The organism is Caballeronia sp. A2-2 (assembly GCF_057612605.2).
Map to the genome: position 1 here is coordinate 519,382 of NZ_CM172588.1, position 21,687 is coordinate 541,068.

A 21,687-nucleotide genomic window follows, 5' to 3' on the forward strand; every position below is an offset into this window, starting at 1 on the left:
CTTACGTTTTCTTTTGATCGAGATGCCATCAACGTGACGTTTCTTTGACGGCTTGATTCGACGCCATGTCATGCGCAGGCTGTTCCTGCGCCGGGTCATCCACTTGCCAGCCGCCGCCGAGCGCCTTCACGAGCGCCACCGACGTGGTGTTCTGCTGACCGCGTATCTGCACGTCCGTGCGCTGGCTCGTGAGCAATTGCTGCTGCGCGGTAATGACATCCAGATACGCTACGAGACCGCCCGAGTAACGATCGTTGGCGAGTGTGAGCAGGCGCTGCGAGTCTTCGACGGCCGCATGCGATTGCTTCGACGCGCCATCCAATACCGACAATCCGACGATGCCGTCCTGCACTTGCTGGAACGCGTTGAGCACGGTCTGACGATAGCTCGCCTCGGTCGCCACATAACCTTCGCTCGCGAACTTGACGACAGCCGAGCGGCGGCCACCATCGAACACAACTTGACTCGCCATCGTGCCGAGCGTCCACAAGAGACTCGGCGCGGAAATCAGGCTGGAAAACGCGGTGCTTTCCCAACCGATGTTGCCGTTCAAGGTCAGGCTCGGAAAGAACGCCGCTTTCGCTACGCCAATCTGCGCATTGGCCGCGGCCATCGCGCGTTCGGCGGAGGCGACATCGGGCCGGCGTTGCAGGACATCGCTCGGAACGCCGAGCGGAATGGCGGGCAACGGATGCGGCGTGAGATCCGCCGCGATGGCGAACTGCGGCGCGGGCGTGCCGACGAGCGCCGCTATCGCGTGTTCGAACTGCGCGCGCTGCGAGAGGAGCAATTGCGCCTGCACGCGCGTCTGATCGAGCAGCGCTTGCTGTTGCAATACGTCGAGGCCCGAAACAGAGCCTAAATCATGCTGCGTCTGCACGTAATCGAGCGCTTTCTTCTGTAGAACGACGGAACGGTTGAGCACGTCGATTTCGGCATCGAGTTCGCGCATCGAGAAATATGCGCTGGCGAGATCGGTCGTCAGCACGAGCCGCGCATTCGCCAGATCGTCGCGTGACTGATCGGCGGAGGCTTGCGCGCTTTCCACTTCGCGGCGAATGCGGCCGAACAGATCGACGTCATACGAAACGGTCGGTGCGAGTTTCAAATCGTTTTGTACGGTCTCCGAATTAGGCGTGTTGTAGTTCGTCACAGGCCGATTCTTCGAAATCCGCAGACGCGATGCCTGCGCACCCAAATCGACCTCGGGCAGCGCAAAGGACGACGTTTGCGCAAGCGTCGCGCGCGCCTGTTCGTAATGCGCGCTGGCCGCGGCAAGCGTCTGGTTCTGCGCGAGCGCTTGTGTTTCGAGATCGGTCAGGATGGGATCGTCGAAGCTGCGCCACCAGTCGAGCGCGAGCGGCGCATGCGACGGTTCGCCCAGACGCCAGTACGAATCCGTTTGCCAGTCGGGCGGCGTCTCGGCCGTGGCCCGCTTGTAGTCCGGACCGACCGTGCATGCCGCGAGCATCGACATGCATGCAAGGACCATGACACGCTTCATCATGATGCGGCCTTCTGATCGGGCGCGCTGCCCTGACCTTGACCCGAAGGCTGATTCTCCTTTTTCTGCGGCTGCACGACGACATGATCGCCGTCCGCCACCGAATCGCTCGGATTGACGATGATCTTGTCGTTCGCCTCGATGCCGCTCTCGATTTCGAGCGATTGCCCGAGATCCTGCGCGATCACGATCTTGCGCAATTGCACGTGTCCGTTCGCATCGACGATGGCCAGACGCGGACCTTCCGCGCGGAATAAAAGCGCATTGCCCGGCACGAGCAAACGCGCATGCGCCACCGCAGGCACGGCCACTTGCACATAAGCGCCGGGACGCAGACGGCCATCTGCATTCGGCAGTCTCACTTCGATCTGCAACGAACGCGTGGGGACGTCGATCGCGCCGGAGATATGCGTGATCTTGCCGTGAAAGACTTGCGACGGCAGTTCGGCCTGCGTGACCTTCACATCTTGTCCGACTGTCACGTTCTGCGCATAGGCCTGCGGCAATTGCACGAACACGCGCAACGGGTCTTGCTGCGCCAGCGCGAACAATGCGCGGCTCGTGCCGCTGCCTGCATCGATCAAATCGCCCACATCGACATTGCGTTGCGTGACCACGCCCGCGAACGGCGCGACGATCCGCTTGAACGATTCGAGCTGACGCAAGCGCTTCACGTTGGCATCGGCGGCAGCGAGATTGGCGACGTCCTGGTTGTAGGTACTTTGACGTTCGTCGAGTTCCTGTTGAGAAACGGCATCGCGTTCACGCAGTTGTTGCCAGCGCTGGAACGAGCTTTTCGCGAGCACGAGGCTTGATGCCGTCTGATCGCGTTGCGCGACGGCTTGCGCGAGTTCGGAATCGATTTCAGGCGTATCGAGGTCGGCAAGCAACTGACCTTGCTTGACCGGCGCACCGATATCCACATACCAGTGCAGCAGATAGCCCGTGGCGCGCGCATAGATCGGCGATTCGACGAAACCGCGCAAGGTGCCCGGCAAGGTCGTGTCGCCGCCGCCATCGGTCTGCTTGGGCGTGACCACGTTCACGTATTGCTGCGCGTTCTGCTGCGTGCGGTTGTTGATCGAACGGCTATGCACCATGTCGGAAACGACAGTGCGCGCCGCGCCGATGGCGAGCAGCGCAAGCACGATCACCAGCGCAATCTTCGCGCGCTTCCATTCGACATGGCGCGGCGGCAGCGCGGGGCCTTCGTTCGGGTCGCGTGCGGGAATCGCAAGCGAGGCGTGGTTCTTTTCGGTCATGTTCGTCGAGTGCGTCGAGTGCAATTAATGAGCGGAATCGTCGTGGTCCGGCTTTTCCTGATCCTGATCGCGTGCCTGCGCATGCTCCGGCTTTTCACCCTTGCGTTCGGCTCGCCGGGCGAGACGCGCGTGAATGCCTGCGAAGACGAGCGGCACGAAAAACAGCGTGGAAACCGTGGCGAACAGCAAACCGCCGATCACGGCGCGGCCGAGCGGCGCATTCTGTTCGGCGCCTTCGCCGAGCCCGAGCGCCATCGGAACCATGCCGATGATCATCGCGAAGGCCGTCATCAACACGGGACGGATACGGCTCGCGCCCGCCTCGAGCGCGGCGGTCAAGGGCGGCGCGCCCGCGGTCAGACGTTGCCGCGCGAACGAAACCATCAGGATACTGTTGGCGGTGGCGACGCCCATCGTCATGATCGCGCCCGTGAGTGCAGGCACGGACAAGTGCGTGCCGGTGATGAACAGCATCCACATGATGCCCGCGAGCGCCGCCGGCAACGCGCTCACGATAATGAGCGGATCGACCCACGACTGGAAGTTCACCACGATCAGCAGATACACGAGCACGATGGCCATCGCCACGCCTACGCCAAGACCGAAGAACGACGTGCGCATGGTCTCCACCTGACCGCGCACGGCGATCGTGCTGCCGCGCGGAAGCTCCTTGCGGGCATCGTCGACGAGATGGTTCACTTGCCGCGCCACGCTGCCGAGATCGCGTCCTTCCACGCTCACGAAGATATCGATCACAGGCCGGATGTTGTAATGCGTGACCACGGCGAATTCGCTTTGCGGAGCGAGGCGCACGAGATTGCCGAGCAGTTGCGTCGGCCCGTTGACGGCGGCGGAGACGGGCGTGCGCAACAGTTCGTCGATCGATGAGACCTGATATTGCGGCGTCTGAATGGCGAGGTTGTATTCCACACCGTTACGTGGATTGAACCAGAAACCCGGTGCGGTCTGAGAACTTCCGGACAGCGAAATAAGCACGTTTTGCGCGACGTTGTTCGCATTCAGGTTGAGCTGTTGCAGCCGCGTGCGGTCCATCTCCAGATTGATGGTCGGCTCGTCGAGCTTCTGCTGAATATGCGTGTCCACATTGCCGGGAATCATGCGGATTTGCTTCATCAGCTTGCTCGCCACCTGAAAGTTGGCTTGCTGATTCTGGCCTTGAATTTGCACATCGACGGCGGCGGGCAGGCCGAAGTTCAGAATCTGCGTGACGATATCCGCCGGTTGGAAGAAGAACTCCGTGCCCGGAAAGAGACGCGGCAACAACGTGCGCAATTCGTCGATGTAGGTTTGCGTGGGCTTGTGATCTTCCTTCAACGCAACTTGAATCTCGCCATCCAGCGTGCCGATAGTGCCCGAGTTGCTATACGACAAGTTGATGCCGCTATAAGGCAATCCGAGGTTATCCAGAATCGTATCTAGTTCGTCCTCCGTAACAACACGGCGTACGACCTTCTCGACTTCATCCGCCAGACGCGCGGTTTCCTCGATGCGTGTTCCCGTCGGCGCGCGCATGTGCATGCGGATATCGCCCGCATCGACAGTCGGGAAGAAGTCTTCGCCCAGCAGGAAAACGAGGCCCGTCGATACGACGCAAAAGCCCAGAAAGATCGATCCGAACAACCGCCGCCGTACCAGCAGCGTGCTCAGAATCACGATATACGCAGCCCGCATGCGCTCAAAACCATAATCGAAACGCTTGTGCAGGCGCATGAAGAGATTCGGCTTCTTCTTTGCATCCGGTGCGTGAGCGTGGCCCATCAGCAGCATGGCGAGCGTCGGCACCAGCGTGCGCGACAGCACGTAGGACGCGAGCATGGCGAACACCACGGCTTCGGCCAGCGGCACGAACAGGAACTTGGCGACGCCCGTGAGGAAGAACATCGGCACGAACACGATACAGATACACAACGTGGACACGAGCGCAGGCACCGCGATTTCGCCCGCGCCTTCGAGAATGGCCTCGTGCAGATCGGTGCCCATGTGCAGATGCCGCTCGATGTTCTCGATCGTCACCGTGGCATCGTCCACGAGAATACCAACCGCGAGCGCGAGCCCGCCCAGCGTCATGATGTTGATGGTCTGCCCGAGCGCATGCAGCGCGATCAGCGACGAGAGAATCGACAGCGGAATCGAGATCGCGATGATGCACGTGCTGCGCCAGTTGCCGAGAAAGAGCAGGATCATCGCGGCGGTCAGCGCGGCGGCGATCAGCGCTTCACGCACCACGCCTTGCACGGCGGCCTTCACGAACACGGACTGATCGAACAGCGCGGTGATCTTGATGTCCTGCGACAACTGCGCCCGCGCCTGCGGCAACAGCCCCTTGAGCGTGTTGACGATGGATAGCGTGGAAGCGTCGCCGTTCTTCAGCACCGAAATCAGCACGCCACGCGTGCCGTCCTGACGCACCACGTTGGTTTGTGGCGAGAAGCCATCGCGCACGTGGGCCACTTCGCGCAGGTACGTGGTCGCGCCGTTCAACGTGCGCACGGGAATGTCGTTCAGGCCCGCCACCGTCGCCGGCGAACCGTTCATGTTGATGGTGTATTCCTTCGGTCCGATCTTCGCCGTGCCAGTTGGCAGAATCAGGTTCTGCGCGTTCACGGCCTGCACGACATCGGAGGGCGTCAGGCCCTTGGCGAGCAGCGCGCGCGTGTCCAGATCGACGGAGATGAGACGCGTCTTGCCGCCATACGGATACGGCACGGCCGCGCCCGGAATCGTCACCAGTTGCGGACGCAGGAAGTTGAGCGCCGTGTCGTTCAGGGATTGTTCGGACTCCCGTTGACTCGACAAACCAAGCTGAATCACCGGAATACTCGACGCCGAATAGCTGATGACGAGCGGCGGCGTCGCCCCCGGCGGCATCTGCTTCAACTGCGCCTGTTCGACGGCCACCGTCTGCGCGATGGCGCTTTGAATGTTCGCGGTCGGCTGCAGAAAGAGCTTGATGATCGAGATGCCCGGCAGCGACTGCGACTCGATATGTTCGATGTTGTTCACCGTGGTCGTGAGGCTGCGCTCATTGACCGAGGTGATCCGGTTGGCCATGTCTTCTGACGACAGACCCGTGTAAGTCCAGATGATGCTGACGACAGGAATATTGATTTCAGGCAGTACGTCCACCGGCGTCGTCAGCAGGACGAAGGGCGTCGCCAGCAGAATCATGATGGCCATCACGATAAACGTGTAGGGCCGCTTGAGCGCAACGTTGACGATCCACATTGAGTCGTTCGGAGAATGCGAGGGAAGGGCACGGCGGAGGCTCGAGCGTCCGGCGCATGCGACGTGTCATCAGCCGAGGCCGGAGGTCGACTGTGCGCCTATGGTAGTGGCCGGGCACCAACGGCATAATGGCGCGAATATGGCGCGTCTGTCAGATTAGGCAATCTGTAAGCGAACGTGCATGCGGGGAAATCTGACGAAAGCGGATAGCAAGCAAAACGCGCCCCGAGCGAGGCGCGTTTGAGACATTTGAACGGCAGACGAGACGCTGCGCGTGTCTTGTTCTCGGTTCGCAGATCGAAATTATTGCGGCGTTTGTCCCAGCGGCGTCGTGGACATGGTGTGTCCCGACGAGGACGAGCCATCCGTGGATGCGCCATAGGCGTTTTGTTGGCTCACCTTGGCTTCGGCTGCCTGGATGTCGGCCGGATAGAAAGTATCGCGTTCCGACGGGTTATAGCCCGCTTGTTCGACACGTTGCAGATCCTGCTTTACCTGTGCGCGCGTGAGGCCGCTGTCGGAGGTTTGCGCGAAGGCGGCGATAGGAGCCGCGGTCAGAGCGATGATGGCGATGCTTCTTGCGAGCTTCATGGCGGAACTCCCTTGTCGTGAACTAAGATGTCAGTGGTGTGAGCGACGCGAAACGAGCCTTGCATGACACTCACGACCACCATGACAGTCTAGTTGTATGACGGTGACGAGATGCTGGCGTTCAAATGGCGGAATCGTCAGTTTTCGTGGCGTGCTGGCTGGCAGATCGCTTTCAGTCTTTATAATTCGCGGGCGCACGGGGACGGTCAGGGTAACAACATTATCGCGTTTGGAAATATCGAATATGCAGGATCTATGTGACGTCACAATATGTGCCGCAGATACGCTTCAACCCGAACTTGCGGCGCGAGCAATCAAGAAGTCGATGGAGCATTGCCGCTTTGGCGATGCCATTCTTTTCACGGATCAGAGAGTGAAAACGAATGCTCGGATCGTCAGGATTCCGCCAATCAAGTCGCGTATGCAATACAACGAGTTCATCTTCAAGAAGCTGCATCGGCATATCCGTACTCAGTGGGTGCTGATCGTCCAATGGGATGGCTATATCGTCGAGCCGTCATGTTGGAAGCGCGAGTTTCTGGACTATGACTATATCGGCGCTCGTTGGCCTGACGGCACCGAAGGTTCATCGGTCGGCAACGGCGGGTTCTCTCTGCGTTCACAGCGCCTTCAGGAACTGATCGCAACAGAGGCGTTTCCCTGGCGACAAGATTTCAACGAAGACGAGCTAATCGGCAGGCTGTACCGTCCAGTACTCGAAACGCTGCATGGCATTCGCTTCGCGCCCGAGCACGTCGCGAATCAGTTTTCCTACGAGTGTCATGTGCCAGACGCTCCCACTTTCGGGTTTCATGGGGTCTTCAATATATTCCGCCATATGAACGATTCGCAAATGGAAGCGTTCATTGCGCGCATCGGCAGGAATACTGCAGGCAACTTGATGCTGGACCCGCTACTTTGCAACCTCTATTTTAGAAACCGGTTGATAAACGTTGATTCGCTCTACAAGAAAATGCGCCTGCGACGCACGGCATCCGACATCGAAAAATCAATGTTGACGATCGGATATCCGCCGGCTGAAGCGTCGGCAATCGTGAATCAACGCGAGCGCTGGCTCAAGTTCGGCGCCTGATCGTTCGGTAAGCCGATGCTAAACTCACTCGCCCACATTCACGCCGCGCGGGGCCTCGGCAGAAGGCACGCGCCGTAGTGACACGACGAACGCGCGGCTCAACGAATCGGACCTCACAATTGCCGTTCAAGCTGCCGACCACGGCCACCGCGCCGTTCTGTCCATCCGAAGTCAAAGGCTCGGTCGCCGTCGCACCGGGCGCACCGTTCTGGAAGAAACTGCTGCAGTTCGCCGGTCCCGGCTTGCTCATTTCCATCGGCTACATGGACCCCGGCAACTGGGCGACGGACATCGAAGCCGGTTCGCGTTATGGCTATGACCTGTTGTTCGTCGTCGTGCTGTCGAGCATCGCGGCGATGGTGCTTCAATGTCTGTCGATGCGCCTGGGCATCGCCACCGGGCAGGACCTCGCGCAACTCTCGCGCGACCGTTATTCGAAGCCCGTTGCAAACGCGCAGTGGATGCTCGCGGAGCTATCGATCATCGCGTGCGATCTCGCCGAAGTGCTCGGCGGCGCGCTCGCGTTTCATTTGCTGTTTCACGTTTCGCTCATGTGGGGCGTCATTCTCACCGCGTTCGACACGCTCATCGTGCTCGGACTGAAGGGCAAGAACTTTCGCGATCTTGAAGCCATCATGCTGGGGCTGATCGCGACGATCGGCGTGGGGTATATCGTCGAACTCGTGCTGGTGAAGCCGCATTGGCCGTCCGTCGCGGCGGGGCTGGTGCCGTCGATTCACGCGCTGTCGCAACGTGAGCCGCTTTATCTCGCCATCGGCATACTCGGGGCGACGGTGATGCCGCATAACCTGTACTTGCATTCGTCGATCGTGCAGACGCGTGTGGTCAAGCGAGATGAAAAAAGTCTTGCCGCAGCGATCGGTTTGTCAAGGCTGGATACCATTGCATCGCTTATTCTGGCGCTGCTCATCAACGCGGCGATTCTGATTCTCGCGGCATCCGCGTTTCATGCGACCGGGCACACGCAGGTCACCGAAATCGAAGACGCGTACAAGTTGCTCGCGCCGATCGTCGGCAGCGGGCTCGCGGCGGTGCTGTTCGCGGTGACGTTGTTCGCATCGGGACAAAGCTCGACCTTCACCGGCACAATAGCGGGGCAGGTCATCATGGAAGGCTTTCTGCGGCTGAAAATACCGTGCTATCAGCGGCGTTTCATCACGCGCGCGCTGGCGCTCGTGCCTGCGTTGATCGGTGTATCGGTCATGGGGAACGGCGCGGTCGGCAAGCTGCTGGTCGCAAGTCAGGTCGTGCTGAGCCTGCAATTGCCGTTCGCGCTTTATCCGCTCATTCGGATGACGAACGATTCCAGTTTGATGGGACCGTTCGCCAATCGCACGCCGATGAAGCTCGTCGCGTGGATGCTGTTCGCGGTCATCAGCGCGGCGAATGCATGGCTCGTAATCGAAACCGTAGGTGACTGGCTTCGATAAAAGAAAAACGCTAAGACTTATTTGACCACAGCCACCGGCGCATTCGATTTCGCCGCGACCGGTTGCGGCGTCGCGCCTTCCTGCGGCAAGGCCTGATCCACCGTCGTGCGTCCGCCATCCTTGAAGAAAGCCTGTTCCGCGGCCTTGTTCAGCACCAGCACGCTGATGCGGCGATTGGTCGGTTCATCGACGACATCCTTGTTGAGCGGCAGCACGTCGGCGAGGCCGCGCACTTGCAGGATCTTGCCTTCGTTCATGCCGCCCGCGACCAGCGCACGACGTGCAGCATTCGCACGCTCACTCGACAGTTCCCAGTTCGAGAAGCCCGTCTGGCCGCCGGAGTAGGGCACGGCATCCGTGTGACCGGCAATCGACACGCGATTGTCCACGTCATTCAGCGTCGAGCCGATGTTGGTCAGGATGGTCGTCGCGTAGCCTTCGAGCCTGAAGCTGCCCGAAGCGAACATCGGCCGCTTGAGCGAATCCACGATCTCGATGCGCAAGCCTTCGCTCGTGATCGCGATACGAATCTGATCCTTGAACGCCTTGAGTTGCGGCGTGGCTTCGATCAGCGCGGAGAGCTTCTGCTTGAGCTGCTGCAAGCGCTGCATGTCTTCCTGCTGCATGCTGGCGCGCTGCGTCGGTTGCTGCGGCGACTTCGGCGTGGGCTGCGACTGCGTCTTGTTGGATTCACCCGGACGCGCGCTCTTCAGACTCTCGCCGCCGCCATTGACGATGCTCGTATGCGCCGATGCACCGCCATCGTTGCCGAACAGCGCCGACAGCGGCTGATTGAAGTAATCCTCGATGCCCTGCTTGTCGTACTTCGACGTGGAGCCGAGCAGCCACATGAGCAGGAAGAACGCCATCATCGCGGTGACGAAGTCGGCGTAGGCGATCTTCCATGCGCCGCCGTGATGGCCGTGACCGTGAGCTTTCTTCTTGCGCTTCACAATGATCGTGGGCGCGAGCACGGATTGCATCGGTTCGCGTGATTGCTGTTTTTCAGCCATGATGTTCGGGCGAGAGCGTGATTACGAAAAGTCGGGCGTCAGGCGGACTTGGGCATCTTCGTGGCGCGCACGGCTTCGTCCAGTTCCTTGAAGCTCGGACGATCGGCGGTGAAGAGGACCTTGCGGCCGAATTCCACGGCGACTGTCGGCGCGTAACCGTTCATGGAAGCGAGCAACACGGCCTTCACGCACTGGAACGGCTTGGCTTCGGCCGCGCCCTTTGCGTTGAGCACATCAGCCAGCGGGCCGACGAAACCGTACGCCAGCAAAATGCCGAGGAACGTGCCGACCAGCGCCGCCGCGATCATCTCGCCGAGCACGGCGGGCGGTGCGCCGACCGAACCCATCGTGTGGACCACGCCCATCACCGCCGCGACGATACCGAAGGCCGGCAAGCCATCGGCCATCTTCTGAATCGCGTTCGCGGCAATCGCGCTTTCGGTGTGGTGCGTTTCGAGTTCTTCGTCCATCAGGTCCTGCATTTCCATCGCGTTGACGTTGCCCGCGGACATCATCCGCAGATAATCGACGATGAATTCGAGCAGGTGATGATCCGCCATCACGTGCTCGTACTTCTGGAACGTAGGGCTGGACTCGGGGGCATCGACATCGGCTTCGAGCGCCATCATCCCTTCCTTGCGGGCCTTTTGCAGCAACTCATAAAGCAGCGCGATGAGCGCGAGATACTTGTCCTTCGTGTACGCGCCGCCCTTGAATGCCTTCGGGAACGTTTGCAGCGTTTTCTTCAACGTCGCCGTGGGATTCGACACGATGAACGCGCCGAGCGCCGCACCGAAAATACAAACGAGTTCGAACGGCTGCATGAGCGCCGCGAGGTGACCGCCCTCGCCGACGAAGCTGCCGATCACGCAAGCAATGATGACCACCCAACCGATAATGACAAACATGATTTCTCCGCTGTTGTCCGCGTCGTGAGCCGTGCGCGCTGGCAATTCTGGTGAGTCCAGGCGCGCACGGCTCGCGACGCATTCGTTACCTTGATGTTGGCTTTTAACGGCCTGGGTAAGGCCTACATTTAGGGTGTCGCGCAAAAATTTGCGCAAAGGTTTGCGCGGTAGAAGTTACTTTTGCCGTTTTCCGCGGCTCTTTGGCGATTACTCCGGAGGTAATGGAAATGCTACCTGTGTGCGGCTAGTATCGATTGCATGAACTCGACTCTTCTCTATCCTCCAACCGCCACGGTCGGCGCGTTGCTGCGCGACTGGCGTCAAAGGCGTCGCATGAGCCAGCTCGATCTGGCGGGCGAGGCGGAAGTATCGACGCGCCATCTGAGCTTCGTGGAATCGGGCCGTTCGCTGCCGAGCCGGGACATGCTGATGCGGCTCGCCGAACAACTCGACGTGCCGCTGCGCGAACGCAATGCGCTGCTGATGGCAGCAGGCTACGCGCCGCTCTATCGCGAGCGCGGGCTGGCGGACCCGCAACTCGCGGCGGCGCGTCGCGCGGTCGAACTGGTGCTGAAGGCGCATGAGCCGTATCCGGCGCTGGCCGTCGATCGGCACTGGACGATGATCGCGGGCAACGCGGCGTTGGCACCGCTCATCGCGCACGCGGATGCAGCGCTGCTCGAAGCGCCCGTTAACGTGCTGCGTTTGTCGATGCATCCGCGCGGGCTTGCGAGTCTCATCGAGAACTGGCACGAATGGCGGGCGCATTTGCTGGCGCGCGTGCGTCGTCAGATCGACGTATCCGGCGATGCCACGCTCACCGCGCTGCTCCAGGAACTCGAAGCCTATCCCGCACCGCAGCACGCAACCGACGATGCGCCCGCCGAACCGGACCCGGTCGTCGTGCCATTGAAGCTACGCACGCCGCGCGGCATCCTCTCGTTTCTTAGCACGACGACGGTATTCGGCACGCCCGTTGACATCACCCTATCGGAATTGGCGATCGAAGCGCTATTCCCCGCCGACGAAGCAACGGCCAACGCGCTACGCGAAATGTCGGCAGCGACACGCTGAAAAGGTTGCGCCGGCGCCATCCGCCTTACAAAATTGAACCTGATGCGTGCGAGCGGATCAATGAAAACACGCGGCGCGCATTTTGCGTCTCGGAGACTTTTGTCCAACCAACACGGAAGACAGCGATGATTCAGACATTCGAACTAGTGATCGGCGGACAGAGGATGCAGTTTTGCGCGAGCATCGCGGATGGCGGCGGGCCGCAGCGCGTCATCATCAGTCAGGCGGATTCGGCCAAGACGCTCGTGATCGTGGAGGCGAGCGGGATCATCGGCGCGATTCGGGCGGAAGTGGAAGCGCCGGATAGTTTCGTCGCGGATGCCGTGCGCAAGGCGCAGCACGAAGCGTTGATCGAGCGCGCACTCGACACCGGCGAGGTGCAGACGATCAGCTTATAAGCGTTTGCAATGAAGCAATGCCCGCGTGGTCGAAGAAGCCGCGCGGGCATTGCTTTTTGTATTACAGACGTGGCTCGCCGTTTTTCGGGTCGGCGGGAACCATCGGCGTGGCCGAATCCGGGCCGTCGGGCATGTCCGGATCATCGGGATTGGGCGGGGCGTCGGGGTCCAGCAGCTTGTCCGGGTCCGGCTCAAGCGGTTGGTCGGGGGAACGGGGCGCGGTCGACATAGTTCGGTTCTCCGGAAATGAAACGAGTGCAGGTCCTCCTTCGCGCTGCAACGCGCGTTCCTGCGTCATTTCGAATGCGATTGATCGATGAACCCGGCCACGCACGCCGCGCAGATCAGCATCGCGACCGAAATGCCGGCGGACCAGCGCACAGCATCCACGATTTGCGCAATGCCCGCCGCGCCCTCGCCGTGGCCCGCGAGCGCGCCGAACGCCGCCACGCCGATCGCGCCCGCCGCCTGACGCGCCGTATTCAGCACCGCCGATGCCGTTCCCGCACGTTCCTGCCGCACCGTGCCGAGCAGCGCGGTGGTCATCGCCGGAACCGCGACGCCCATGCCGGTCGGAATCAGCAGGAACGGCAGCAGTAACGCGAGCGTGGGCGTCGCCGGACCGACGAACATCAACGCCGCGAAACCGATGGCGTCGATCAGCGCGCCCGCGATCATCGGCGCGCGCGAGCCGAAACGCGCCGTCACCGGGCCGCTCGCCAGATTCGACAGCAGGAAACCACCCGTCAGCGGCAAAAACGCGAGTCCGGTCTGCAAGGGCGAATGGCCGAGCACGCGCTGCAAGTACAGGCTCAGCACGAAAACCATCCCGTAGTAAGTCAGATTCACGCCGATGCCGAACACCGTCGCGGCGCTGAACGTGCGCGCGGAAAACAGCGAAAGCGGCAGCATCGGCGCCCGCGCGCGTTTTTCCATGACGATGAAACCCGCCGTCGCCGCCAGCGCGAGCACGATTGCGCCGATGACGTGCGGATGCATCGCGCCGAGCGGACGCATTTCGATCACCGCACCGACCAGCGCCGTCAGCGCGATGACGGCGAGCGCCTGACCGGGCAAGTCGATGCCGCGTTCGGTGTTGTTTTCATCGTTTCGGGAACGCGTTTTTTCGACCCAGGCGAGCGTCGCCGCCAGCCCCGCCGCGCACAGCGGCACGTTCACCCAGAAGATGCTGCGCCAGCCGAATGCCGCGATCAGCAGCCCGCCGACGATCGGCCCCGCCGCAATGGAAATTGAGCCCGCGGCCGTCCACAAGCCGACGGCACGCGCCCGCAGGCGGCGGTCGTGTCCGCATGCGGCGTTCAGGAGCGCGAGCGAATTCGGCAGCATCGCGGCGGCGCCCACGCCCTGCACCGCGCGCGCAACGATCAGTTGGGTCGCATCGGCGGAAAACGCGCAGGCCAGCGACGCCAGCCCGAACAGCGCCAGCCCGCCCACGAACAAGCGCCGCGCGCCGAGCCGGTCGCCGAGCGCGCCTGCCGAGAGCATCAGCGCGGAAAAGGCGAGCGCGTAGCTATCGACGGTCCATTGGAGGCTCGCGACGCTCGCATGCAGATCGCGCCCGATGCTCGCCAGCGCGACATTGACGATGGACACGTCCAGTTGCGCGACGACGAAGCCCACGCTGGTCGCGGCGACCGTCAGAATTTGACGCGCCGAAAGACGCGCATCGCAAGAGGAGAGAAGGTTCGAGTTCATGCCGACCATCGTAGGCGCGTGGCGCGTTCGATGTTTCGGCGGGAGGTGAAATGTGAAAGCCGAGCTCGCCGATGGCGAATCATCAGGATTCGGCGCGCTCCGAATGCAGCCGCAAAAACGCCTGAGGCGATTTTATGAGCGCGAGAACGAAGCGCTTTAAACGATGTATGACGAGTTATGACAAAAAAACGTCCGTTCGTGCGCAACGCCGACTGCGCGCGCCGTGACACGTGTTGACAATTCGGAGCAATCCGATGGGAAACGAGGGTGGCGCTCTCCAGAATGCGGGCCTGAATCAATCCGTCTCGTTCTGTTACGAGTCGGCCAGTGCTGCCGTAACCGGCGTCGCACGTCCTCTAGAACCATCAGGCTTGACATATGCGCGTCGCCGTTTTGCAAAACGACCCCAGTTATCGCAACCTCATCAGTGATGTGGTCAAACGACTGGGCCACAACTGCGTGACTTTCGCCGACGGCTTGTTGCTGTCGAAGGCGCTCTCACGTTCCACGGTCGATCTGCTGATCCTCGACTGGAATTCCTCCGGCCTGTGCGGGCTCGATCTGCTGAAGTCCGTGCGCGCGAGCTTCGGCGAACGCGTTCCGGTTATCTTCGCGGCATCCGATGGCGCGGAACACAACGTTGTTTGCGCACTGACCGCCGGCGCGGATGACTACGTGATGTATCCCATCCGTCCGGGCGAATTCGGCGCGCGCATCGAAGCGTTGCTGCGTCGTGCGTATCCGGCAAATTCCAGCGCGTTTCTCGAAGTCGGTCCGTATCGCTTCGATTCGCGTCAGCAAATCGTGACCGTGCGCGGTAAACCCGTCCAACTGAGCGGCACTCAGTTGAAACGGCCGCAAACCCAATACCAGCAAGGCACTTCTAATATTCGAAAAACCGTTTCTAATATCAGGCGGTCTTCGGAAGCTTCAGATGAATGTTGCTCAGCGGTGTTTTCCGGTCTTTCATGTAGACCTTCGTGGTCGCAATATCGCTGTGCGCGGCGGCAATCATCAGAGCATCCATTTCATACCCTTGCGCCTTGGCATCCGTCATTGCCTTGGCGCGGATGTCTTTGATCGTATATCCGTGCTGATCCAACTTCGCCGCCCGGCAGGCGCGCTGCCAGACGCGAAGCGCATGCGTGTTGATCCATTGGCCGCCAGAGCGATTGTGAATTACGTAGGGGGATTTGATCTTCCCCGTGGTGCGCGCTCGCTCTAAAACGGCTTCGATCTCGTCAGTAATTGGCCAGTCGATAGCGATGCCGCTCGACTCTCGAGTTTTTGACGGGATGAAGTGAATCACGCCATTCTCCCGATCGACCCAGTTCGCAGTCTTCTCGTCGGTCCGGCGCCAGCGCAGATCTCGAATCTCGGTCGAGCGCTGCATGGTCAGATAACACAGATCCACCATGCACAGGATGATCGGCGTGTCGATCTGCGCGCGGATGGCTTCGAAGTGGTCGTTCGGGATATACACCTGACGCGGGCGCGGCGACATGATCCGCATCCCGGTCACCGGGTTCGGCTGATCGTAATAACCCTCCTCACGGCACCACTGAAAAAAGCCGCTCATGAATGCTCGCATCGCGCGCTGCATCGAGAGCTTGTCGGCCCAATTGTTCCGAAGGAATCGAGCAACGGCGGAAGTGTCGGCGTCCTCGATATCGCTGTTTGCGAAATCTGCCTTGACCGGGTTCCCATAGTTCGGCCATCCCTTCTCGCGATGCTCGGCTTTTTTGGCTGCAATGTAGAGATCGACGAGGGCCGGAATATTGCCTGTTCCTTTATTGCCCTCGCGCTTCTTCATTTCGGCAGCGAGGCGCTCGTGCATCCTGCGCTCGCCTTCCTCGATCCGGCACAGCTTGATCCACGGACCATTCTTCGGATACCAATACCAGCTTCCGCTCTTAAGGTAGACGCGGCTTGGGAGACCGTCAGGGACGATTCGGCGACGAGCGTTCATGTTCAGGATTTGCTATCAGAGACGAGGACGAGGCGTTTTTTGGGCTGCTGACCGCCGGATGATAAACCAGCGCGTTTGTCCATCAGCGCCTGGAAGGTCGCCCACGTCATGAGGGGGCTGCCGTCTCCGCACCGCACGACGCGCACGCTGAATTCTTCCATGAACCATTCAGCCTGCTTTGTCGATGTCTTTTTTCCGGTCACGCGCACGAGGTCTTCGGCGCTCATGAGTCGATCGGACATGGCTTACTCCAAATGCTATTTTTCGTTGTTCGCTTGCGACGAATAAAGCCGCACCATCTCATCCTCGCTCGCGACGTGCGCGCCGTCCGGGCCAGCATGATTCTCTGCGAGCAGGTCGGCCTTCGTCGGGCCGTAAAGGCCACCACTGCACCCGTACTTGCGGACAGCAGCCATGCGCGCGTCGTGCAGCGCCATGTCCATTTCGATGCCGTCGGCTGCGAGATCCGCGCGCAGGTAGTCGATCAGATCGGGCTCGTCCATCAGGTGCGATACCGGCCGCCGCTCACTGTCCTTCCACAGCAGGAACATCCCACCAAACTCTGCGATGTATGGCATCACTCCTCCCGTTGAGATGTGCACGGCGCTTGCCGTTTGCATTCGATAGCACAGAATTGATGCCCTGGTCCGCCCTTATAACCGTAGTCGTATTCGCCGCAGCGAGTGCAGCGAAAGACCGGCTGCGAGCATCCATCTAGCTCTTTCGGACACGAGCGGCCGCCATCAAAATCCCAAGCATGGCCAGCTGTCGTGCACGGATGATCGTTTGCAAGGGTGCGCGCTTCGGCGATTAATTCGGTGAGCGGCGCGATCATCCCTTCGCTCCTTCGGCAGACTTGGGGAGGGCGGCGTGCCGGTCAAGTCGTTCAATCTCAGCGAGAATCAACGCGCCAGCCTTAACTAGGTTTTGACGTGGCGTACCGGGTTTCCACCATGCACGCGACCACGGCCATCCGTTTGGCAGTCCCGCATGTGAATGTGCGGCCTCGCTTGCGTATGCGGCAGCAGCTTCGGCCAGTTCTCCGGTCGCGTGCTCATCGTCATGTTCAGGCGTCCAGCCCTCTTGAGACATTTGACGCGCGCGTTCAGCGATCACGTGGCGCACTGCATCGCTTTCATCCTCGCCGCGCTTCTCTGCTTGAGAGGGTGGGGCAAGGCGAGCTTCCAATAAAGGCTCAAGATAATCTGTTGCCTCGCCTTCTTCGTCCGTGAAGTTGGCAGTCGTGCGAAGACTATGGATAACGTGACGCAGCGTCTCGATCGCAGTATCAAATTCGGCTGGCGTCACACTCGCGCCGCGATTCTCTGCGCTCTGGCTGACATAATCATCGATCGATACGGAATGCTCGGCGTGCTTTACTGCGCGAGAAAGCATGTCGGTTTCATCCGGCTCATCGCTCTGGCTGGCGGGGGCACTGTGCGAATAGAGGGCGAGTATGTTCTTGAAGCCCGCGCGATCATGCGGATGCCACGTAGCAGGATCACGGTGCGTTAGAAATGGATTCCCGTGCTGGTTCTCGTACTGCCATGCCACAGGTTTTGCGCTCTGGATGGCGGGGGATGACAAGGCGGCACGGGCTTGCCATGCGAGCCATGCAGATTCTTTGTCGTATGTCTTAAGGCAATCACTTTCGTCGTAATGTGCTTCTAGTGCTTCGCTCGCCCACACTTCAAACGCTTCCCGCTCTTGCTCCCCGCTCTGCACATCGCGGGCGGCGAGAATGGTTCGCACGATTTCTTCGACCATCAACTTCCTGATCGTGTCGTCGTCTGAATTGAAGCCGAACACGATCTGCCAATAGACGGTTTCTCCGTCCGCGACAGGCGTGTCCAAGATATTCTGCATCTGTTCGTCGTTCATGTTGTCTCTCTCAATAACAGTTCGGTCAGTCAGGCGGTCAGAACGGAATAAACGAAAGCGTTCTTTCGATGGTGTATTCGCGGATCAGATCAACGTCATGACTTTCCATGTACCTGATGGCATCAGGAAGCCCAACAAACGGCCCATAGTTGACGTTCTCGCACTTGTCCACGAGGTAGACCATTTCGCACCAACCTCCGTGTTTTTGTTTCGCGATTGGCTTTTCATTCTGATAATCCATGTTCATTTTTCTATCGCAATAGGTCTACAGATGATCAGGCGTCACACGTCGCAGCTTCGCGACGATCGCGGACCACTTCATAAAGCCGATGTCCGATCCAAGCCGTGTACGCCGGCGGAATGGCCTCGGACATCTCCGTTGTGTTCGCCCAAGTTATTCCCATTGCCTCGGCCATAGCGGCCTTGTGCCCGTTCGGCCAAACGTCCTTCGTGCCGCGGCCACCATGCTTTGCTGACCGCCGGCGTGCATGGCCGCCATATACGCCGATCACCGGGCCATCTGTGTGATGGCATTGCGGAGCGTCGTCGACGAGCCAGTTTGTTTCGAATAACCTATGCCTTCTTAGCTCGTGGTCTTGCAAGCCAAGACCGAACATAGTCCCGCACAACATAACCATCGGGTGATGCATAAACGGTCTGGCGGCTTCGACGTTTTCTATAACGTAAGGGCGCTTGGATTGCACAAGCATCGATCTAACGTCAGCGATTAGCCGCGGATTGTGCTTAGCGTTGTGCGCGTGGCGCATCATCGAATAGCCTTGGCACGGTGGCGATGCGTGTATCGCGTCAAACTGCTGCAGAAATTCTATCGAAAGAGTCATAACATCAGCCTGCACGAACGAGAATGGGTAGTGCGGCTGTGAGTCAATATCAACGCCGGTCACATCAAATCCAGCAAGGTGATACCCCATTCCTGCACCGCCGGCGCAACAAAAGAGGTCAAGCAGTCTCATTTCTCTCTCGCAATAGGTGTTTCACCAATCCAGAATCACGGGACGCAGCGATCCGATCCGCCGCAGTAATGCACGTAGTCGAGATCGATTTCTTCAGGGCCGACCGGCAATCCCGTTCGGGCTCCGCAGCAATAGCATTCAGCCGTGAAGCCGCTTTCGGTTTGCTCGATAACGCCGGCATCTTCGAGCGCTGCGATGTGCGCGTCGCGCTCGATCTTCTCCAGATCGACCGGCTTTTGCTCTTTGAACCACTGGCCAAAGTCCTTCATGCTTTCCGCTCCTCAAGTTGTCTAAGTCACTCGTGCTACGATCGCTGCCTACCTACAACTGGAGGCAGAAATGTCGACGTCCTTAAATCAGCGAGACTTTGTCAACGGAAAAGAGATCATCGTCACTCTGGTGCGCGACGGCACCGAAGCATCCATAACGGTCGGTGCACCCGGCAATCCCTCTGACCCGGAGAATGTGAGCATTCAGCCATTGCTTGATGCGGGCCTCACTGCACGCGAAGCGCTTCAGCACGTTCTTCAGGTCGCATCGATCGCTGTTCGCGGCGCAACCAAGCTCTGATGTCGATAGTCCGACGCACGCGGCGCCGGACCTCTCGCTTACTCGTCCGCTTCAGCCGCAACGCGCCGCGACTTCTTCGTCTCCACCGTTGCATCGCTGTTCACGACGCCACGGGCCAGCTCGGTACCGGCGAACGGATCTTCACGCGGCGGCTCGCCAAGCGCTGACGGCTGCTCGGCTTCGGGCTGCTCGTTGGTTTCGCCTTCCTGACGAACTTCGTCTTCGTTATCCTGATCCTCGTCATCCTCATCAGGGTCAGACGTGTGCCCGATCATGTCGCCCTGTTCCGGCGTCGTCGGCGGGAGGATTGAAATCTTCACTTCGGTCTGCAGAAGCTCGTCGATCTTTCCCTTCTCGTGCGCGGTCGGATGGACGATCGCCTTGCATTTGACGAGCGTGATCGCGAGGTCTTTCGGCAGTACCGCAAACCCGCTGATCTTCGCTTCCTCAAGCACAATGTGCGACCGTTCCGTGTTGCCGATATGCAGCGACAACACCCATCCAGTCAGCTCGCCCGGGATCTCAATCCACTGATCCCACCACATGAACTTGAGCTGCGAGAGGCCGTCCGCGACGTTCGAAGCGTCAAGGCTCGTCTGCTTCGTCTTCGGGTCAACGCTGGCCGATACGGGCTTGCGGTAGAAGGCATCACGCAGGCCGTTGTTGTCCATGCGATCGAGCACGGTGTTGCTCATCGCGAGTTCAAAGATGATCGAGTGGGCAGGGCGCTTCTTTTTCTTGCCGTGCTTTTCCATGATTGGCGTCACGGAAGTTATCTTCGCGATCGCCTTATCGATTTCGACATACATAGGGTTCATCTCCTGATGAGGGTGTGGTCACTTCGGCTGCTTCGGCAAGCGCGCGTCGAGATCTCGGATGCGCGCGATGACGTACGTCGGGAGGTGGATCACGTTGCCGCCGTCCAGCGCGGCGAAAGCGGGGCGCAGCAGCTCGCGATCGTTAGCCGGGATCTCGGCTTCACGGATGCGGCGCAGCGCTTGATAAAGCGGGCTGTCTACGGTCATGCGGCACCCTTTGCTTTGGCGATCGCAGCACGCAGACGCGTCGTGCGGCAATCAGGCCGGCCGCAGTTGCACAGGAGATGCAGCTCGCCGAGCACTTCTTCGAAGTCGTGCGCAACCTTGAGCAAGTCGTCCTCAGCGCTGGTGGCCTTCGGCGCGGGCAACAGCGGCGGCTTCGCGTGGACCGGATGGCGATTGCCTCTAAGCCAGCTCTCATACGCTGCGCGTTCCTCGCGCGTGCGCATGCGGTATCGAGCCTCACCGATTTTCGGATGCGTGATCTCGGCGATGGTGCCGATCATCTCGTCCCAGCAGAGTTGATCGCAGGACCGATCGATCTCGCGCACGGTGTAATCGTTCGGGCCGTGGACCTCGATAGCGATGACTCTCATTGCACGGCCCTCAGCTGATGTTCGAGGATGCCAAAATAGACCGTCTTGCACGCGTCCAGATCGACCGCAGCGTTGTGTGCGCCTTCGAGTTTCTTGCCCGCGAAAAACGAATACGCTTCGCCGAGGTTCGGCGACTTGTGATGCGTGCGGCCGGCGCGGATCATCTTCTCCGTGGGTGGGAGCTTGATGATGTTCACGCTGTTGGCCTGCGTGCAGAACACCTTGCCGTTCTTCCAGTCTTCATGGAAGCCGTGCAGATTGTTGAGCACACGCATTGCCTCTATTCGGATCATTCGTTGATCGAATGACTCGTTGTGCGCGACACGCACTTCGGCCTCGCTCCACATCAGCATGAACATCTCAAACGCGTCTTTGATCGGGTGGCCGAAGCGCTGCGCCAGATCGTTCGTGATGCCCGTGAGCTGTTCGAGGCTTTCCGGAATGATCCAGTTTTGCGGCTGAATCATGACGTCCATAAAGGCGAGTGTGCGACCGCTGTCGGCGTCATGCAGCTCAGCCGCGAGCTGCGTGATATGCGGCTGATTTGCATGCTCGGACGGCGCATTCCACAACGGCAGGCCATTTGTCTCAGTGTCGTAAAAGAGGATCGGTTTCATGGTTGC

The 21,687-nt window shown here is 60.0% G+C and carries 24 protein-coding genes and 1 pseudogene; 6 read left to right on the forward strand and 19 right to left on the reverse strand.

What is annotated here, in order from left to right:
- Positions 1-28: 28 nt before the first annotated feature.
- The 4 genes from ACZCWR_RS18575 to ACZCWR_RS18590 form a co-directional block, all read right to left on the reverse strand.
- Complete coding sequence (locus tag ACZCWR_RS18575) at positions 29-1,504, reverse strand: efflux transporter outer membrane subunit (RefSeq protein ID WP_487304743.1); 1,476 nt, start codon at positions 1,502-1,504, stop codon at positions 29-31.
- Positions 1,504-2,766, reverse strand: a complete 1,263-nt coding sequence (locus tag ACZCWR_RS18580) for an efflux RND transporter periplasmic adaptor subunit (RefSeq protein WP_487304450.1) — start codon at positions 2,764-2,766, stop codon at positions 1,504-1,506. The genes ACZCWR_RS18575 and ACZCWR_RS18580 overlap by 1 nt, the downstream gene beginning before the upstream one ends.
- A 24-nt stretch (positions 2,767-2,790) precedes the next feature.
- Positions 2,791-6,012, reverse strand: coding sequence for an efflux RND transporter permease subunit (locus ACZCWR_RS18585; protein ID WP_487304451.1), 3,222 nt, complete (start codon positions 6,010-6,012; stop codon positions 2,791-2,793).
- Positions 6,013-6,315: 303 nt separating this feature from the next.
- Entirely contained in the window at positions 6,316-6,603 is a 288-nt protein-coding gene (locus ACZCWR_RS18590; protein WP_487304452.1) for a DUF4148 domain-containing protein, read from the reverse strand.
- A gap of 244 nt (positions 6,604-6,847) precedes the next feature.
- Between ACZCWR_RS18590 and ACZCWR_RS18595 the strand changes: the two genes are divergently transcribed.
- Together ACZCWR_RS18595 and ACZCWR_RS18600 are read left to right on the forward strand one after the other, a co-directional pair.
- A complete protein-coding gene (locus ACZCWR_RS18595; RefSeq protein ID WP_487304453.1) occupies positions 6,848-7,696 on the forward strand; it encodes a DUF5672 family protein in 849 nt (282 codons plus the stop codon).
- Between the two features lie 119 nt (positions 7,697-7,815).
- Positions 7,816-9,147 (forward strand): Nramp family divalent metal transporter, encoded by a 1,332-nt coding sequence (locus ACZCWR_RS18600; RefSeq protein WP_487304454.1) that lies wholly within the window; start codon positions 7,816-7,818, stop codon positions 9,145-9,147.
- Between the two features lie 17 nt (positions 9,148-9,164).
- On the opposite strand, the gene motB is transcribed toward ACZCWR_RS18600, so the two are convergent.
- A complete protein-coding gene (gene motB, locus ACZCWR_RS18605; RefSeq protein WP_487304455.1) occupies positions 9,165-10,160 on the reverse strand; it encodes a flagellar motor protein MotB in 996 nt (331 codons plus the stop codon).
- 38 nt (positions 10,161-10,198) lie between these two features.
- Entirely contained in the window at positions 10,199-11,068 is an 870-nt protein-coding gene (gene motA / locus ACZCWR_RS18610) for a flagellar motor stator protein MotA (RefSeq protein WP_487304456.1), read from the reverse strand.
- Between the two features lie 258 nt (positions 11,069-11,326).
- Here motA and ACZCWR_RS18615 point away from each other — a divergent pair, with 258 nt between their 5' ends.
- A complete protein-coding gene (locus ACZCWR_RS18615; RefSeq protein ID WP_487304457.1) occupies positions 11,327-12,142 on the forward strand; it encodes a helix-turn-helix domain-containing protein in 816 nt (271 codons plus the stop codon).
- Positions 12,143-12,267: 125 nt separating this feature from the next.
- Complete coding sequence (locus ACZCWR_RS18620) at positions 12,268-12,540, forward strand: hypothetical protein (RefSeq protein WP_487304458.1); 273 nt, start codon at positions 12,268-12,270, stop codon at positions 12,538-12,540.
- 61 nt (positions 12,541-12,601) lie between these two features.
- Here ACZCWR_RS18620 and ACZCWR_RS18625 read toward each other — a convergent pair whose 3' ends face one another.
- Positions 12,602-12,769 carry a hypothetical protein gene (locus ACZCWR_RS18625; protein WP_487304459.1) on the reverse strand — a complete coding sequence of 56 codons (168 nt, stop codon included), beginning with the start codon at positions 12,767-12,769 and terminating at the stop codon, positions 12,602-12,604.
- A 65-nt stretch (positions 12,770-12,834) separates the two neighbouring features.
- Entirely contained in the window at positions 12,835-14,256 is a 1,422-nt protein-coding gene (locus ACZCWR_RS18630; protein ID WP_487304460.1) for an MFS transporter, read from the reverse strand.
- Between the two features lie 378 nt (positions 14,257-14,634).
- On the opposite strand from ACZCWR_RS18630, the pseudogene ACZCWR_RS18635 reads away from it, so the two are divergent.
- A pseudogene (locus ACZCWR_RS18635) lies at positions 14,635-14,913 on the forward strand (response regulator); the annotation flags it as partial.
- Between the two features lie 253 nt (positions 14,914-15,166).
- Here ACZCWR_RS18635 and ACZCWR_RS18640 read toward each other — a convergent pair.
- The 7 genes from ACZCWR_RS18640 to ACZCWR_RS18670 form a co-directional block, all read right to left on the reverse strand.
- Positions 15,167-16,225 (reverse strand): tyrosine-type recombinase/integrase, encoded by a 1,059-nt coding sequence (locus ACZCWR_RS18640; RefSeq protein WP_487304461.1) that lies wholly within the window; start codon positions 16,223-16,225, stop codon positions 15,167-15,169.
- Between the two features lie 2 nt (positions 16,226-16,227).
- Positions 16,228-16,467 (reverse strand): DUF4224 domain-containing protein, encoded by a 240-nt coding sequence (locus ACZCWR_RS18645; protein ID WP_487304462.1) that lies wholly within the window; start codon positions 16,465-16,467, stop codon positions 16,228-16,230.
- Positions 16,468-16,482: 15 nt separating this feature from the next.
- The gene (locus ACZCWR_RS18650) at positions 16,483-16,803 is read right to left on the reverse strand and encodes a hypothetical protein (protein ID WP_487304463.1); all 321 of its coding nucleotides are present in this window, start codon (positions 16,801-16,803) and stop codon (positions 16,483-16,485) included.
- Positions 16,804-17,056: 253 nt separating this feature from the next.
- Entirely contained in the window at positions 17,057-18,106 is a 1,050-nt protein-coding gene (locus tag ACZCWR_RS18655; RefSeq protein WP_487304464.1) for a hypothetical protein, read from the reverse strand.
- Between the two features lie 37 nt (positions 18,107-18,143).
- Entirely contained in the window at positions 18,144-18,347 is a 204-nt protein-coding gene (locus ACZCWR_RS18660; RefSeq protein ID WP_487304465.1) for a hypothetical protein, read from the reverse strand.
- A gap of 34 nt (positions 18,348-18,381) precedes the next feature.
- Entirely contained in the window at positions 18,382-19,080 is a 699-nt protein-coding gene (locus ACZCWR_RS18665; RefSeq protein WP_487304466.1) for a DNA cytosine methyltransferase, read from the reverse strand.
- A 35-nt stretch (positions 19,081-19,115) separates the two neighbouring features.
- Positions 19,116-19,349 carry a hypothetical protein gene (locus tag ACZCWR_RS18670; RefSeq protein ID WP_487304467.1) on the reverse strand — a complete coding sequence of 78 codons (234 nt, stop codon included), beginning with the start codon at positions 19,347-19,349 and terminating at the stop codon, positions 19,116-19,118.
- A 70-nt stretch (positions 19,350-19,419) separates the two neighbouring features.
- Between ACZCWR_RS18670 and ACZCWR_RS18675 the strand changes: the two genes are divergently transcribed.
- Positions 19,420-19,650: a hypothetical protein gene (locus ACZCWR_RS18675; RefSeq protein ID WP_487304468.1), complete on the forward strand. Its 231-nt coding sequence runs from the start codon at positions 19,420-19,422 to the stop codon at positions 19,648-19,650.
- Between the two features lie 38 nt (positions 19,651-19,688).
- Here ACZCWR_RS18675 and ACZCWR_RS18680 read toward each other — a convergent pair whose 3' ends face one another.
- From ACZCWR_RS18680 to ACZCWR_RS18695, 4 genes are read right to left on the reverse strand one after another with little or no spacing between them, the layout of a single operon-like run.
- Positions 19,689-20,459 carry a hypothetical protein gene (locus ACZCWR_RS18680; protein WP_487304469.1) on the reverse strand — a complete coding sequence of 257 codons (771 nt, stop codon included), beginning with the start codon at positions 20,457-20,459 and terminating at the stop codon, positions 19,689-19,691.
- Positions 20,460-20,486: 27 nt separating this feature from the next.
- Positions 20,487-20,675: a hypothetical protein gene (locus tag ACZCWR_RS18685; protein WP_487304470.1), complete on the reverse strand. Its 189-nt coding sequence runs from the start codon at positions 20,673-20,675 to the stop codon at positions 20,487-20,489.
- On the reverse strand, positions 20,672-21,064 hold the full coding sequence (locus ACZCWR_RS18690) for a hypothetical protein (RefSeq protein ID WP_487304471.1): 393 nt from the start codon (positions 21,062-21,064) through the stop codon (positions 20,672-20,674). Before ACZCWR_RS18690 ends, ACZCWR_RS18685 begins: the two co-directional genes overlap by 4 nt.
- Positions 21,061-21,681: a 3'-5' exonuclease gene (locus ACZCWR_RS18695; protein ID WP_487304472.1), complete on the reverse strand. Its 621-nt coding sequence runs from the start codon at positions 21,679-21,681 to the stop codon at positions 21,061-21,063. Before ACZCWR_RS18695 ends, ACZCWR_RS18690 begins: the two co-directional genes overlap by 4 nt.
- Positions 21,682-21,687: the final 6 nt, after the last annotated feature.